Here is a 14953-nt window from a genome sequence, read left to right as displayed (position 1 = left end):
CTAATGTGGGAGCGGGCTTGCTCGCGAATGCGGAGTGTCAGCTACGCATGTATTGGCGCAAACACCGCATTCGCGAGCAAGCCCGCTCCCACATAAGGCAATCGGCGCTTGCCTGATCCAACAAAACGGCCGTTATCTTATAGCAAAACGGCGGCCAGAGGCCGCCGTTTAGTGCATTGCGCAAGTTTTTACTCAACCGTCGCCGGCTCGGCCTTCGGCGCCGGTTTCGGCAGCGACGACAGGAACGCCATGACCAGCGCCGCCACATACGGCAGCGACTGCACCAGCAGCATCACCACCCAGAAGCGGATGTCATTGCTCGGCAAGCCCTGCACCAGGTAGATCCCCAGTGCCGCGCCCCACAGCAGCAACATGATGAACATTTCTTCGCGGGCTTCGGAAATCGCTACCCAGAAGCCGTGGTTATCCGCGTTTTTCGGTGTGCGGAAGAACGGAATGCTGGTGGTGAAGAAGCCATACAACACCGCCTTGGCAATCGTGTGTGACAACGCCAGGCCGGCCAGGGCCGCGCAAAACGCATCCTTCAAGTTCACGCCTACCGCGCGACGGTAGAGGAAGATGATCTTGCCCACCTTGAACACGAACAGCGCCAACGGCGGGATTGCGAAAATCAGCAGCGGCGGGTCGACCCGCGTCGGCACGATGATCATCGCCGCCGACCACAACAGGGCGCCCACGGTGAAGAAGATGTTCATGCCATCCGCCACCCACGGCAGCCAGCCTGCGAGGAAGTGGTAGCGCTGGCCACGGGTCAGCTCGGTGTCCTTGCCGCGCAGCAGGCTGGCGGTGTGACGCTTGATGATCTGGATCGCCCCGTAGGCCCAGCGGAAACGCTGTTTCTTGAAGTCGATAAAGGTGTCCGGCATCAGGCCCTTGCCGTAGCTGTCGTGGTAATACGCCGCCGACAGACCTTTCTCGAACACACGTAGGCCCAGTTCGGCATCTTCGCAGATGCACCAGTCGGCCCAGCCCAGTTCTTCAAGCACCGAGCGACGGGTCATGGTCATGGTGCCGTGCTGGATGATCGCGTCACGGTCGTTGCGGGTGACCATGCCGATATGGAAGAAGCCCTTGTATTCCGCATAGCAGAGCTTCTTGAAGGTGCTTTCGTTCTGGTCGCGGTAATCCTGCGGCGATTGCACCACGGCGATTTTCGGGTCGGCGAAGTGCGGCACCATGTGCTTGAGCCAGTTCGGCGACACGCAGTAGTCGGAGTCGATCACCGCGATCACTTCGGCATCCTTGGCGGTGTGCGGAATCAGGTAGTTCAGCGCACCACCCTTGAAACCGGCCAGGGGCGCGACATGGAAGAACTTGAAGCGCGGACCGAGGGTTTCGCAGTAGTCGCGCACCGGCTCCCACACCGCCGGGTCCTTGGTGTTGTTGTCGATGATCAGGACTTCGTAGTCCGGGTAATCGAGGGCGGCCAGGGCATCGAGGGTCTGTTTGACCATCTCCGGCGGCTCGTTGTAGCACGGCACGTGGATCGACACTTTTGGGCGGTAGTCCGAATCCCCCTCGACCGGCAGGAATTCACGCCGACGCTTGTGGGTCCACACCGCTTCCGCCAGTTCATGGGCTTCTGTGAGCAGCACGATAAACACGCCCAGGGCGCCGAGGGCCAGCAGGATACCGACGGTTACGCTGAACCAGGTGCTGTATTGCTGGCTGTAGTCGTAGCCGATCCACACCAGCACCGAACCGCAGAGGAACGCGATAAAGGTCAGGAAGGTGCGGCCACGCTGGCGCAGGGCCGAGCCGTCGATCATCAGCAGCGTCAGGGACAGCAATGCGAGCACCACCGAACCGATGGCCAGCACGCGCCACTGTGGAATTGCCACCACCGGCCCGTCAAAGTTGAATTTCTGCTGGCGTGCGGCGTTGTACACGCCCCAGTACGCGCCGGCCGAGCCTTCGTCGCTGACTTTCCACGGCTGATCGAACGCTTCGATCACGAAGTAGTTGAAGCCTTGGCGATTCAGTTTGTTCACCAGAGTGCGCAAGTAGATCGCCTGGTCGGAAGGGGACGTTTCATTGCCACCGCGCATGCGCCCGTTGCTAGGCCAGCCAACCTCCGACAGCAGCAGCGGCTTTTTCGGGAACATTTTCTTCAGGTCGCGGGCGCGGTCGAGGACGTACTGGCCGGCCTTGTCCATGGGAATGTATTCCCAGAACGGCAGGATGTGCGCGGCGATCAGGTCGACGTGCTTGGCCAGTTGCGGGTTCTTTTCCCAGATGTGCCACTGCTCGGACGTAGTCACCGGCACTTTCACAGCAGCGCGCACCCGGTCGAGCAGCACAATCAGGGCTTCTGGGGTGATTTCTTCACGGAACAGGGCTTCGTTGCCGACCACCACCCGCACCACACTGCGCGAGCTGTTGGCAATTTCAATGGCGCGCTGGATTTCCCGCTCGTTGCGCTCAAGATCCGGGCTGATCCAGATCCCGAGGGTCACGCGCAGGCCGAATTCTTCGGCCAACTTGGGGATGTCACCCAGGGTGCCATCGACCGAGTAAGTACGGATGTTGTCCGTCAGCTTGCTCATGATCTCGAGGTCGCGACGCATCTGGTCGTCGGTCGGGTACTGACCTTTCTGTGGGTACTGGCCTTGCTGGAACGGCGAGTAGGAAAAACCGGAGATCTGTTCAGGCCAGTTGGGAGTGGTGACGGGGCGGTTGATCAGCGCCCAGAAACCGGTGAACAGCGCGGCGATTGCCAGCACGATCACCAGGTTGAGTCCAAATTTACGCGATGCCATGGCTATTTCGGGTTCCAAAGGGTGTGGAACGAAGAGAGGTGTCGGCCTGCGCCGAACGGCGCGCATCCTACACCGGCCCTTCCCTGACCGTACAGCAAGCAGAGAAAAACCGGACATTAGTCCGCGAAAGACCATCTTAGTTCTTAACTTGTAGCTTGAAGCTTCGAACTTGTCGCTGCGTAGCCCTATAATGCGCGCCGGTTTTTGGGGTAATGGTCATGAGTACAGAAGATCCGCGGTTTGCAGGCGTCGCCCGCTTGTATGGCATTGAAGGCCTGGAACGCTTGAAAGCGGCCCATGTGGCGATCGTCGGCGTCGGCGGCGTAGGTTCGTGGGCAGCGGAAGCCATGGCCCGGTGCGGGGTGGGCGAGATCTCGCTGTTTGACCTGGACGACGTGTGCGTCAGCAACAGCAACCGCCAGTTGCACGCGCTGGACAGCACCGTGGGCAAGCCCAAGGTCGAAGTCATGGCCGAGCGCTTGCGTGGTATCAACCCGGATTGCACCGTGCATGCGGTGGCCGACTTCGTGACCCGCGACACCATGGCCGAGTACATCACGCCCAACATCGACTGCGTGATTGACTGCATCGACGCGGTGAATGCCAAGGCCGCGCTGATTGCCTGGTGCAAGCGCCGCAAGATCCAGATCATCACCACCGGCGGCGCTGGTGGGCAGATTGACCCGACGCTGATCCAAGTCTGCGACCTGAACCGCACCTTCAATGACCCGCTGGCCTCGAAAGTGCGCTCCACTTTGCGTCGCGACTACGGTTTCTCACGCACCGTGACCCGCCACTACAGCGTGCCGTGCGTGTTTTCCACCGAACAACTGCGCTATCCCAAGCCGGACGGCAGCATCTGTTTGCAGAAGAGTTTTGTCGGAGACGGCGTGAAGCTGGACTGCGCGGGCGGGTTTGGCGCGGTGATGATGGTGACGGCCACCTTTGGCATGGTCGCGGCGACCAAGGCGGTGGACAAGATTGTGGCCGGGGTGCGCAGGCCATCCGAGCGGGTCAAACCCGCCTAGATCTCACTGCTGAACATAGACCCAAATGTGGGAGCGGGCGTGCTCGCGAATGCGGTGGTTCAGTCAATGATGTATCTACTGACGCTGCGCTTTCGCGAGCAAGCCCGCTCCCACATTTAGTTTTGTGCAAGGCTTAATGCCCGCATGCGCTGCAAGACCGCATTCAGGCCATTGCTGCGCGACGGTGACAGTTGGCGGGAAAGCCCCAACTGTGCAAACCAGTCGGGCACGTCAACCGCCTGCAACTCAGCCGTCGACAACCCATTGACCCGCGCCAGCAGTAACGCCACCAACCCTCGAATCATCCGCGCATCGCTGCTCGCAACAAACTGCCAGTGGCCATCCTCCAAACGCCCCACTAGCCACACCAGGCTTTCACAGCCCTGCACCAGGTTGGCGTCGACCTTGTCCTCATCCGCCAATGGCGGCAGCCGCTCGCCCCATTGCATCAGCATCCGTGCGCGCTGCTCCCAACTGCCGACGGCCTGGAAGGCTTCAAGTGCGGCAACGGCCTCTATCGGCAAGCTCATCGCAGCATATCCAGGGATTGGTCCAGCGCTTCGAAGAAGCGTTCCAGGTCATCGGAATCGTTATATAACGCCAGGGACACGCGAATGGCTCCCGACAGGTGCATCGCCTTGAGCAGGGGCATCGCGCAGTGATGGCCGGCGCGCACGGCAATACCTTGCTCGGTGAGCAAGTGCGCAAGGTCAGCGTTATGCACGCCCTCTACGACAAAACTCACCAGCGCGACCTGCGGTGAACCGAGTATGCGCACGCCATTGCGCGCGTTGAGCCCGCGCAACAAGTAATCATGCAGCGCCGCTTCGTGGGCAACGACGGCCTGCTGGTCCAGCGAACTCAGGTAATCCAGGCTGGCGCCCAGGCCAATCACGCTGGCAATCGGCGGTGTGCCGGCCTCGAAACCCAGCGGCGCCGGGCGAAAGCTGGCGCTGTGGTAGTCCGCCTGTTGCACCATCTCGCCGCCAAACTGCCAGTGACGCAGGTGATGCAGGGCTTCATCGCGGCCGAACAGCACGCCGACGCCGTCCGGGCCATAGAGTTTATGGCTGGAAAACACATAGAAATCGCAGCCCAGCGCCTGCACGTCGTGGCGGCCGTGGACGATGCCTTGAGCACCATCGACTACGGTCAAGGCGCCGTGTGGCCGGGCAAGCGCCAACAAGGCCTCCAGCGGCTGCCAGGCGCCGAGCACGTTGGACAGCTGGCTCACCGCCAGCAGACGCGTGCGTGGTCCGATCAGCTCGGCTGCGGCGGGCAGGTCGATCACGCCGTCATCGTCCAGCGGCAACACCACCAGCGTGGCGGCGCGACGTTTGGCCAGTTGCTGCCAAGGCAGCAGGTTGGCGTGGTGTTCCAGGGCGCTGATGACAATCTCATCGCCCGCATTGAATAAGTGCTCAAGGCCATAGGCCAGGAGGTTCAGCGCAGAAGTTGCGCCGTGGGTGAACACGATCTGCCCACTGTCGCCTGCGTTCAACCACTGCGCGACCTTGCTGCGACTGTCTTCGAACGCCTGGGTCGCATGGGCACCTGGCAAATGCTGGGCACGGTGCACATTGGCTGCGCCGTTGGCGTAGTAATGGCTGATGGCATCCAACAGGGCCTGGGGTTTTTGCGTGGTGGCGGCGTTGTCCAGGTAGGTCTGGTCTTGCCGTTGCAGGGTGGCGATGGCCGGGAAATCGGCGCGCCAGGGGGAGGGCACTAGCATGGTGTTCAAGACTCGTATAAGCGAGCCCCAGGGTAGGGGCCCGCTAGTGGCATCGAGTGGCTGCTTAGTTGTGAGCGTGCAGCGCTTCGTTCAGTTCGATGGCCGATTTGTGGGTTTTGCACTCCACGGCACCGGTCTCGGAGTTGCGGCGGAACAGCAGGTCCGGCTGGCCAGCCAGTTCACGGGCCTTGACCACTTTGACCAGTTGGTTTTGCTCGTCCAGCAGTGCGACCTTGGTGCCAGCGGTGACATACAGGCCCGATTCGACGGTGTTGCGGTCGCCCAGCGGGATACCGATACCGGCGTTGGCGCCGATCAGGCAGCCTTCGCCGACCTTGATCACGATGTTGCCGCCGCCCGACAGGGTGCCCATGGTAGAGCAACCGCCGCCCAGGTCCGAACCCTTGCCGACGAAGACGCCAGCCGATACACGGCCTTCGATCATGCCCGGGCCTTCGGTACCGGCGTTGAAGTTGACGAAACCTTCGTGCATCACGGTAGTGCCTTCGCCCACATAGGCACCCAGGCGGATACGCGCGGCGTCAGCAATACGTACGCCGCTCGGCACGACGTAGTCGGTCATTTTCGGGAACTTGTCCACCGAGAACACTTCCAGCAACTCGCCACGCAGGCGCGCTTCGAGCTGGCGCTCGGCCAGTTCGTTGATGTCGATCGCGCCCTGGCTGGTCCAGGCTACGTTCGGCAGCTGCGGGAACACACCGGCCAGGCTCAGGCCGTGTGGCTTGACCAGGCGATGGGACAGCAGGTGCAGCTTGAGGTAGGCCTCGGGGGTGGAGGTCAGCGCGGCGTCTTCGGCCAACAGGGTGGCGACCAGCGGGGTGTGGCTTTCAGCCAGGCGGCTCAGCAGCGCGGCTTGGGCGGCGTCGACACCTTTGAGCGCGTCAGCCAGTTGCAGGGCCTGGGTGACGGTGAACGTGATTGCCTGGTTGCCTTCGGTGTAACCGAGGATCGGCGTGATGGCGGCGACAATTTCAGCCGATGGGTTAAGCAACGGTTGTGCGTAAAACACTTCCAGCCAAGCACCTTGGCGGTTCTGAGTGCCGACGCCGAAGCCCAGGCTGAACAGGGAATTGGACATGCTGTTACCTCTACAAAAATGGAAAGGGCTGGCCTACTTGAGGGCCGCCGAATAACTATCTGGCTTGAAGCCAATCAGGGTTCTGTCACCGAGATCGAGCACTGGGCGCTTGATCATCGAAGGTTGTGCGAGCATCAATTCAATGGCTTTCGACTGATCGAGATCGGCTTTGCGTTCGTCTTCGAGTTTGCGAAAGGTGGTGCCCGCACGGTTCAAAACCACCTGCCAACCGTGCTCGTTGCACCATTGGGTCAAGTGTTCGCGGTCGATACCGGCCGTTTTGTAGTCGTGGAACTCATAGCTGACGCCGTGCTCATCGAGCCAGGTGCGCGCCTTTTTCATGGTGTCGCAGGCTTTGATGCCGAAAAGGTGCAACGTTTTGCTTGAAGCGGTCAAGGAATTGCCCCCCTTTGGACCAAGTGAAAATTAAAGGTCATGGATTATGCCACGACCAGCGGGCCGGTGCCCCTCGTCATGCTGGCGTGCGACTTATGTGCCAATGCCCGCAGGCAGCATGGGCGGTAACATAGCCGGGTAATATGGCACTTCAACGGTGAGTTGTTGCCTGATGTGTGTCGTTGCAAGTCGATTGCCCGGGAACCCCGCTTTATGCAAACCGCCTACACCGTTCTTATCCTGCTGATGCTGGTCAGCGTTTCACGCCTTGTCGGGCGCGTCATCCCGTTACCCTTACCTTTGGTGCAGATCGCCGCGGGTGCCTTGCTGGCCTGGCCCACGCTGGGGCTGCATGTGGCGCTGGACCCGGAGCTGTTCCTGTTTCTGTTCCTGCCGCCATTGTTGTTCTCCGACGGTTGGCGCATGCCCAAGCGTGAGTTGTGGCGGCTGCGTGGGCCGATCCTGACGCTGGCGGTGGGGCTGGTGCTGTTCACTGTGGTCGGTGCGGGCTACTTCATCCATTGGATATTGCCTACGATCCCGTTGCCGGTGGCCTTCGCCCTGGCGGCCGTGTTGTCGCCGACGGATGCCGTGGCGGTGTCGGCCATTGCCCAAAACCGTCTCCCCACACCGCTGATGCATATGCTCCAGGGCGAAGCCTTGATGAATGATGCTTCGGGCCTGGTAACGTTCAAGTTCGCCCTGGCGGCGGCGTTGACGGGGGTGTTTTCCCTGGCGGACGCGAGCCTGACCTTTGTCCTGGTGGCCGTGGGTGGCCTGGCGGTCGGCGTGGCCCTGAGCTGGTTGGTCGGCCGTTTGCGCGCCTGGATGATTGCCCGCGGCTGGGATGATCCAGCGACCCACGTGGTGTTCATGTTGCTGCTGCCGTTTGCCGCCTATGTGCTGGCCGAGCGCTTGGGCGCCTCGGGCATTTTGTCAGCGGTGGCGGCGGGCATGATGCAAAGCTGGCTCGACCTGCTGCCGCGCCAGACCAGCACGCGCTTGCTTAACCGCAGCGTGTGGTCGCTGTTGGAGTTTGCCTTCAACGGTCTGATTTTCTTGCTGCTGGGCCTGCAACTGCCGGACATCATCAAGGCGGTGGTCAGCCATGAGCCGACGCTGTGGCCGGCGCTGTTTTATCGCTGCCTGGATGTGATTGCGATCTTCCTGGTTTTGGTGGTGCTGCGTTTTATCTGGGTGCAGAGCATCTGGCGGCTGTCCGGGCTGTTACGCAGGATTCGCGGCAAAAGCGAGCTGACGCTGGTGCCGACCGCCCGTTCCTGCTGGCTGTTGACCGTCGGCGGTGTGCGCGGGGCGGTGACCTTGGCCGGTGTGATGTCGGTGCCTTTGCTGCTGGCGCCGGGCCAGGACTTTCCCGAACGCGACCTGCTCATCTTCATTGCTGCCGGGGTGATCTTGCTGTCGCTGATTGCAGCGTGTATCGCTTTGCCGCTGTTGTTGCGTGGTATCGAAAAAAGTCCTGATGAAAAACGCCACAAGGAAGTGCGTGAAGCCTGGAAGAAAACTGCCGTCGCGGCAATCCACGCCCTTGAAGCGGAGGAGCCCGCTGAAGCCGAAACCCAGGATGCCGCCCAGGCCGCACTCGCTACTGAACTCAAGGCCCGCCTGATGTCGGAATATCGCCATCAGTTGGAAGTGTTCAACGATTCTGCTGAAGCCCAGGCGTTGGCGCAGCAGATGGACCTGCTTGAGCGCAAGCTACGACTGAAGGCGCTCAGGGCGCAGCGATTGGAGTTGTATAGCCTGAGCCGTCATCACCAGATTGGTGATGACGTGTTGCGGGAGGTGTTGGCGGATCTGGATATGAGTGAGGCGAATTTGGGCAGCGTTAAATGAGCGTTGCTCAATTCGCTTCTTCTATCAGGAAACGTATGAGTGTAGTTGCCAGCGGTAAAGGGTCGATTATTGTGTGAGCCTCTGACGGTGCGGTGTCGGGTGGATAGAGTAAGCGCAGAAATTTTTTGTCTCCGTCTGAGAGCTCTTCGGTTCTGGGGGTGGGCCAATAACCCGTTATCGAGCCAGGGTCGTAGTCTGTGAGGGTCGAGGTATCGGGGTTGATAATGTTTATTTTGTCGCGGGTCATTTGCTCTAATTTTTCTTTTAAGGGTTTGAGTTCTTTTTCTGCGTTCTTCAAATCCCATTTGTCCCCGCTTTTGATCGCGACCTCTTTTTTTCTCTCTAGCGCGTCTACGCGTTGTTTAAGGTTCTCATACTCTAGCTGTACTTCAGGAGGTAGAACCCTGTCGGGGTGCTGATGTTCATGGTGCACGCCGAGTGCATGCATAAATTCATGTTTTATTAGCCCACGGTCTTCGGGGGTGTCAATCAGTCCTCTGTCGAAAGACAGGGTGGGTTCATCGACCGGCAAAGTTTTTGCCTCGGTGCCGACGGCAGACCATGTACCCTTGAACAGGGTGACTCTTATGTCTCCTCCACGTTCGTCTGTGAATTCGAACTTTAGATTGATGTGGGGTAGGAGTTTGCTGGCTTCCTCTTTTATAAGCTTTTTGGTCTTTTCGTCTAAGCCGTATAACGAGATTTTAAGTGTTGAGTTTTGAGGCCAAAGGTTTGCAGTCTCAGCAATACCTCGTTTTTTTCTACTCAGGGGTTGCGTATTGATACTTGCGTCATTGTTCGAAGTGTCACGGGGTGTGTGCGCAGTGAAAGCGTTTGTAAGCATAGGGGGGTGTGAGTGTGCGATACGGGTCATTGTCCTATCCTCGATGACCAATCCTGCGTGGTTGAAAATGGGGCAGGTGGGTGCTGTGTGCATTGTTGTTCTCTTGATGTCTTTGGTTCCGGAGAATCTATTGCTGAACGTTAGCCGTTACTTGAGAGGCAGAGTAGATTGCACTATGCGATCAGCTTTGGGCACCAGATGCTGACGCTCAGAGGTATATGACGACGGATTTGAATATGAATAAGCCGAGTTTGGGGTCTATAAGATGAATGATTACTCTGCCTGCCCTGTCCTAGGGTAAGCATTTCTTGCCCAGGCTTTATCTCCCTCGCTGAGCGAATAGGATTCCGATTGCGCCCAAGACCCGTCCGTCACCTCCGGATCGATGTGATAGTGCATGATCGAATCCCCATCGTAAGGAAGGAGCGAGTAGGCGTCGCTGCGTGGGAGGGGGAGGATATTGCTGCGCACACTTTCTTCACTCATGCCTAGCCGGCCGTAATAGGCGTAAGTCTGGGGGACGTTCCATGGAATGTTGGAATCCGGGTGCTGATGGGCATGGTGAGCGCCCAGCATATGCCCGAACTCATGAATTACGGTCTTTTCGAAGTCTGGGTCCGTAGGGTCTGCAGGTAGATGCATAGTCGGCTCCACGGGAGGAGTATGCCTCGCGTTCGTACCCAAATCAGAGCCGGCAGGTTGACTCAGTGGGCGGTACGAAATCCGCACATCGCCTTCCTCTCCCGATACAAACTCGAACTTGAGATTGATATACGGCAGCCATTGGTTGGCGGCGTTCTTCACGGCCTGTACCCAAGGCCCATTCATGTCGTAGCCGTACAGAGCGATTTTAATCGTGCTGTTCTGTGGCCAATACGTGCCGGGTTCGCCAACATTACGTCGCGTTCTTGAGCGACTGGCGCCTGGTGCTTCTTCGTTGGGGAGGGGGGAATGAAGAAAAGGAGAGCTGTTCGCAATGATCATGGTTTTTTCCTGCTGTGAATAAAGACGAAGACCACTCCTTATTCACTCAAGCTGCAGGAACGTTCCCCTGTAGTCACTAGCAGATGTTTCGCTGCGAAGGCCCGTGTACTACAGCGTGCAAACGGGCCTCGTTGATCAGTGTCGACGGGTGATGAATGCCTTGATCCGTTCGGCTGCCTCGACACATTCCGCCAGCGGCGCAACCAGCGCCATACGCACGCGTCCGGCGCCGGGGTTGGTGCCGTCCACTTCACGGGACAGGTACGAACCTGGCACCACGGTCACGTGTTCTTCCACGAACAGATCGCGGCAGAACGTGGCATCGTCGCCGTTCACATTCGGCCACAGATAGAAGCCGCCATCCGGGCTCTGCACATCCAGTACCGGCTTGAGGATCGCCAGCACCGCATCGAATTTCTCGCGGTACAAGTCACGGTTGGCCTGCACGTGGGCTTCATCCTGCCAGGCCGCGATACTGGCCAGCTGGGTTTGCACCGGCATCGCGCAACCGTGGTAGGTGCGGTACAGCAGGAAAGCCTTGAGGATCTCGGCGTCGCCGGCCACGAACCCGGAACGCAGGCCGGGCAGGTTGGAGCGCTTGGACAGGCTGTGGAACACCACGCAACGTTTGAAGTCCTGGCGACCCAGTTCGACGCAGGCGCTCAGTAGGCCAGGTGGCGGGGTTTGTTCGTCGAAGTAGAGTTCGCTGTAGCACTCGTCGGCGGCGATGACGAAGTCGTATTCGTCGGCCAGGGCGATGAGTTTTTTCAGGGTGTCGACCGGGATCAATGCGCCGGTCGGGTTGCCGGGGGAGCACAGGAACAGGATCTGGCAGCGTTTCCAGATGTCCGGCGACACCGCGTCGAAATCCGGGTTGAAGCCATTGGCGTCCAGGCATGGCAGGTAGTGTGGCTTGGCCCCGGCCAGGAACGCTGCGCCCTCGTAGATCTGGTAGAACGGGTTCGGGCTGACTACCAGCGCGTCATCACCACGATTGACCACGGTCTGGGTGAAGGCGAACAGCGCTTCACGGGTGCCGTTCACCGGCAGGATATTGCGCGCCGGGTCGAGCCAGCCCTTGGGCACGTTGAAGCGGCGCTCGCACCAGGCGCCGATGGCCTCGCGCAGGGCCGGGATGCCCAGCGTGGTCGGGTACACCGCCATCTGGTCGAGGTTATTGCTCAGTGCTTCAGCCACGAACGTTGGCGATGTGTGCTTGGGTTCGCCGATGGACAGTGCGATCGGGCGCTTGTCCGGGTTCGGCGTGACGCTGCCCAGCAAGGCGCGCAATTTCTCGAACGGGTAGGGCTGCAGTTGGTTCAGGGCGTTGTTCATGTAAGCCTCTATGACGGTGTACACAGACCGTGTAGGAACTGGCTTGCCAGCGATGGCATCGCGTCGGTGCACCTGATACACCAAGGTGTTCGCATCGCCGGCAAGCCAGCTCCTACAAAGGGCGTGTTTACAAAGTTAAAAATTCATATGGTCAGGCGTGTCAGCTCCACGCCGGGTTCCTGGGTGACGCTTAGCTGTTGGACGATGGCTTCCTGCAGGCGCAGGCACAGCTCCGGGTCGGACAGCGGCTGGTTGTCGGCATCGGTAATAAAGAACACGTCTTCCACGCGCTCGCCGAGGGTCGCAATCTTGGCGTTCTGCAACGACAGGTCGAACTCCAGGAAGATTCCACCAATACGGGCCAGCAGGCCTGGGCGATCCGGGGCGCTGAGTTCCAGTACCGTGACCGGGCGCTGGGCGTCGTTGGAAATGGTCACCTGTGGCGCAAACGCAAAGTGTTTGAGTTGGCGCGGTACCCGGCGCTGGATGATGGTCGGGTAGTCGTCAGGGTTGCGCAGGGCCTCGGTCAGGCCTTCGCGGATCTTTTTCACCCGCACTGGGTTGTCGCCGATCGAGTCGCCGTCGGTGTCTAGCACGATATAGGTGTCGAGGGTGAACTGGCTGCTGGAGGTGATGACCCGGGCGTCATGAATGTTCAGGTTGAGCTGGTCCATGGCGGCCACGGTCACGGCGAAGAAATCGTGCTGGTCGGGGGCGTAGATGAATATCTGCGTGCCGCCTTCGAATTCGCGCTGGGTGGTTTCCTTGATCAGCACCAGCGGGCCGCCATCGGCAGGCTGTTGCAGGATCGCGTCACTGTGCCAGGCCACGTCGCCGGCGGTGTGGCGCAGGAAATAATCGTCACCCAGTTGCGACCACAGTTGCTCGACATCGTCCGGGTCGTTGCCGCCGCGCACCAGGATATCCAGCGCGGCGCTCTGGGTGCGGCGGATCTGCTCTTCGCGGTCCACCGGGTTTTCCAGGCCGCGACGCAAGGCACGCTTGGTCTCGGTGTAGAGCTGGCGCAGCAGACTGGCACGCCAGGAGTTCCACAGCGTCGGGTTGGTGGCGTTGATGTCGGAGACGGTCAGCACGTACAGGTAATCGAGGCGGGTTTCATCGCCGACGATCTGCGCAAAATCGTGGATCACCTGCGGGTCGGACAAGTCCTTGCGCTGGGCAGTGGTCGACATCACCAGGTGGTTCTGCACCAGCCAGACGATCAGCCGGCTGTCCCAGAGTGGCAACTGGTGGCGCTGGCAGAAGGCCTCGGCATCCACCGCGCCGATCTCGGAATGGTCGCCATGCCGGCCTTTGCCGATGTCGTGGTACAGGCCGGCCAGGTAGATCAGCTCGGGTTTGGGCAGCTTGGCCATGAGTTTGCTGGCCAGCGGGAATTTCTCTGACACCTGGGTGTACTGCAGCTTACGCAGGTGCTTGATCAGGTTCAGGGTGTGGGCGTCCACGGTATAGATGTGGAACAGGTCGTGCTGCATTTGCCCGACAATAAAGCCGAACTCTGGCAAGTAACGCCCGAGAATGCCGTAGCGGTTCATGCGCCGCAGGTTGCGGTGGATACCGATCTTGCACTTGAACAGCTCGATAAACAGGCTGGTGTTGCGGATGTCGTTACGAAAATCATCGTCGATCAGGTGACGGTTTTCCCGCAGCAGGCGGATGGTATCGGCGCGTACGCCCTTGATTTCCGGCTGCTGGGCCATCAGCACGAAGATTTCCAGCATGGCGAACGGCGTGCGACGGAACACATTGTCGTTGCGCGCCTCGATGTAGCCATCATGCAGCTGGAAGCGCGAGTTGATCGGCTGTGGCGGCGCTTCATCCTCGGGGGCCAGGATCACTTCTTCGAAGTGCTGGATGATCAGGTCGCTGAGCTGGGCAATGCTCATGACCACCCGGTAATACTGCTGCATGAAGCTTTCGATGCTGGTCTTCGCGTCCTCGCCTTCAAAACCCAGCAGGGTGGCGATGGAGCGCTGGTGGTCGAACAGCAGGCGGTCTTCGGAGCGCCCGGCGAGCATGTGCAGGGCGTAGCGTACCTTCCAGAGGAATTCCTGGGACGAGGCCAGCAGAGCGTTTTCGCTCTCTACCAGGAAGCCTTCGCCCGCCAGGGCGCGCAGGTTGAGGGTGCCGTATTGGCGACGGGCCACCCACAAAATCGTCTGGATATCCCGTAGCCCGCCCGGCGAGCCTTTGACGTTGGGTTCCAGGTTGTATTCGGTATCGTTGTACTTGTGGTGCCGGGCCTTTTGCTCGGCACGCTTGGCCAGGAAGAAGTCCTTGCTTGGCCACATGTGCGCGGTGCTGGTGACTTCGAGCATGCGCTGGCGCAGGCGCTCGGGGCCAGCGATAGTGCGGCTTTCCATCAGGTTGGTGATCACGGTGAGGTCGGCGCGGGCCTCTTCGGCGCATTCGTCCACCGAACGCACACTTTGGCCGACTTCCAGGCCGATGTCCCACAACAGCGTCAGAAAACGCTCGATGGAATCGCGAAAGATCTCATGGTCGGCGCTGTCCAGCAGGATCAGCAGGTCGATATCGGAGTAGGGGTGCAACTCGCCACGCCCGTAGCCGCCGACCGCCACCAGGGCGATGTCGGCGTCTTCGCTCCAACTGAACTGTTCCCAGGCCTTTTGCAGAATGTTATCGACAAACCAGGCGCGGTCCTCGATCAGCCGGCGAATGTCCCGGCCACTGCGAAAGCGCTCGTCGAGCACCTCGCGGGCCTGGCGGATAGCTTTCTTGAACGCGGCGATAGGGCTCGCCTTCAGGGCCAGTTCGGCCTGGAACTGGCCACGGTCGAAGAGTTCGGGATCCACCTGGGGCATCGATCGGTTTTCCTTTCTATCTAACAGTCAGTCACAACACAGTGGGGGAAAA

The 14953-nt window shown here is 60.0% G+C and carries 11 protein-coding genes; 2 read left to right on the top strand and 9 right to left on the bottom strand.

Going from position 1 to position 14953, the window contains the following annotated elements; genetic code table 11:
• Nucleotides 1-188: 188 nt before the first annotated feature.
• Complete coding sequence (locus tag CWC48_RS04080; protein WP_100491376.1) at nt 189-2780, bottom strand: glycosyltransferase; 2592 nt, start codon at nt 2778-2780, stop codon at nt 189-191.
• Nucleotides 2781-2998: 218 nt separating this feature from the next.
• On the opposite strand from CWC48_RS04080, the gene tcdA reads away from it, so the two are divergent.
• A complete protein-coding gene (gene tcdA / locus CWC48_RS04075; RefSeq protein ID WP_065877359.1) occupies nt 2999-3808 on the top strand; it encodes a tRNA cyclic N6-threonylcarbamoyladenosine(37) synthase TcdA in 810 nt (269 codons plus the stop codon).
• A gap of 116 nt (nt 3809-3924) precedes the next feature.
• On the opposite strand, the gene CWC48_RS04070 is transcribed toward tcdA, so the two are convergent.
• From CWC48_RS04070 to CWC48_RS04055, 4 genes are all read right to left on the bottom strand, one after another.
• A complete protein-coding gene (locus tag CWC48_RS04070) occupies nt 3925-4338 on the bottom strand; it encodes a SufE family protein (protein ID WP_078047196.1) in 414 nt (137 codons plus the stop codon).
• On the bottom strand, nt 4335-5540 hold the full coding sequence (locus CWC48_RS04065) for an aminotransferase class V-fold PLP-dependent enzyme (protein ID WP_099493732.1): 1206 nt from the start codon (nt 5538-5540) through the stop codon (nt 4335-4337). The genes CWC48_RS04070 and CWC48_RS04065 overlap by 4 nt, the downstream gene beginning before the upstream one ends.
• Before the next feature lie 64 nt (nt 5541-5604).
• Complete coding sequence (dapD, locus tag CWC48_RS04060) at nt 5605-6639, bottom strand: 2,3,4,5-tetrahydropyridine-2,6-dicarboxylate N-succinyltransferase (protein WP_078047198.1); 1035 nt, start codon at nt 6637-6639, stop codon at nt 5605-5607.
• 33 nt (nt 6640-6672) lie between these two features.
• Nucleotides 6673-6981, bottom strand: coding sequence for an arsenate reductase (locus CWC48_RS04055; protein WP_229999207.1), 309 nt, complete (start codon nt 6979-6981; stop codon nt 6673-6675).
• Nucleotides 6982-7248: 267 nt separating this feature from the next.
• Here CWC48_RS04055 and CWC48_RS04050 point away from each other — a divergent pair, with 267 nt between their 5' ends.
• Nucleotides 7249-8892 carry a Na+/H+ antiporter gene (locus CWC48_RS04050; protein WP_078047199.1) on the top strand — a complete coding sequence of 548 codons (1644 nt, stop codon included), beginning with the start codon at nt 7249-7251 and terminating at the stop codon, nt 8890-8892.
• Between the two features lie 7 nt (nt 8893-8899).
• Here CWC48_RS04050 and CWC48_RS04045 read toward each other — a convergent pair whose 3' ends face one another.
• The 4 genes from CWC48_RS04045 to CWC48_RS04030 all read right to left on the bottom strand — a co-directional run bounded on the left by CWC48_RS04045 (nt 8900) and on the right by CWC48_RS04030 (nt 14901).
• On the bottom strand, nt 8900-9766 hold the full coding sequence (locus CWC48_RS04045) for a M12 family metallopeptidase (RefSeq protein ID WP_157806797.1): 867 nt from the start codon (nt 9764-9766) through the stop codon (nt 8900-8902).
• Between the two features lie 243 nt (nt 9767-10009).
• The gene (locus CWC48_RS04040; RefSeq protein ID WP_100520197.1) at nt 10010-10720 is read right to left on the bottom strand and encodes a matrixin family metalloprotease; all 711 of its coding nucleotides are present in this window, start codon (nt 10718-10720) and stop codon (nt 10010-10012) included.
• Between the two features lie 135 nt (nt 10721-10855).
• On the bottom strand, nt 10856-12055 hold the full coding sequence (dapC, locus tag CWC48_RS04035) for a succinyldiaminopimelate transaminase (protein ID WP_078047202.1): 1200 nt from the start codon (nt 12053-12055) through the stop codon (nt 10856-10858).
• 143 nt (nt 12056-12198) lie between these two features.
• The gene (locus CWC48_RS04030; protein ID WP_078047203.1) at nt 12199-14901 is read right to left on the bottom strand and encodes a [protein-PII] uridylyltransferase; all 2703 of its coding nucleotides are present in this window, start codon (nt 14899-14901) and stop codon (nt 12199-12201) included.
• Nucleotides 14902-14953 lie beyond the last annotated feature (52 nt).

The organism is Pseudomonas sp. S10E 269 (assembly GCF_002798465.1).
GTDB lineage: Bacteria > Pseudomonadota > Gammaproteobacteria > Pseudomonadales > Pseudomonadaceae > Aquipseudomonas > Aquipseudomonas pergaminensis.
The sequence above is the reverse complement of the archived record's forward strand: the minus strand, read 5'-3'. Positions and strand labels throughout refer to the sequence as shown.